1 protein-coding gene is annotated in these 412 nt (G+C 41.0%); it reads left to right on the forward strand.

The window, feature by feature from the left end; translation table 11 throughout:
- Window positions 1-46 precede the first annotated feature (46 nt).
- A partial coding sequence (locus tag SK578_RS00110) for a response regulator (RefSeq protein ID WP_042749681.1) occupies window positions 47-412 on the forward strand: 366 nt, incomplete at its 3' end.

Consider the following 412-nt stretch of genomic DNA (forward strand, 5'->3'; position numbering starts at 1 on the left):
GAGAATTTTGCTATACTGATACTAGTAAGTGACAAAGGAGAGAAGCATGACCTACACAATCTTAATCGTAGAAGATGAATATCTGGTAAGACAAGGCTTGACTAAACTGGTCAATGTAGCAGCCTACGATATGGAAATCATCGGTCAAGCTGAAAATGGAAGACAGGCTTGGGAATTGATACAAAAACAGGTTCCAGATATCATTTTAACCGATATCAACATGCCTCAGCTAAATGGCATCCAGTTGGCCAGTCTGGTCCGAGAAACCTATCCTCAGGTTCATTTGGTCTTTTTAACTGGTTACGATGATTTTGATTATGCTCTGTCTGCTGTCAAACTCGGTGTGGATGACTACCTGCTTAAGCCCTTTTCTCGTCAGGATATTGAGGAAATGTTGGGGAAAATCAAAGCA

Origin of the sequence: Streptococcus mitis (assembly GCF_000722755.1) — a bacterium.
Lineage (GTDB): Bacteria > Bacillota > Bacilli > Lactobacillales > Streptococcaceae > Streptococcus > Streptococcus mitis_CM.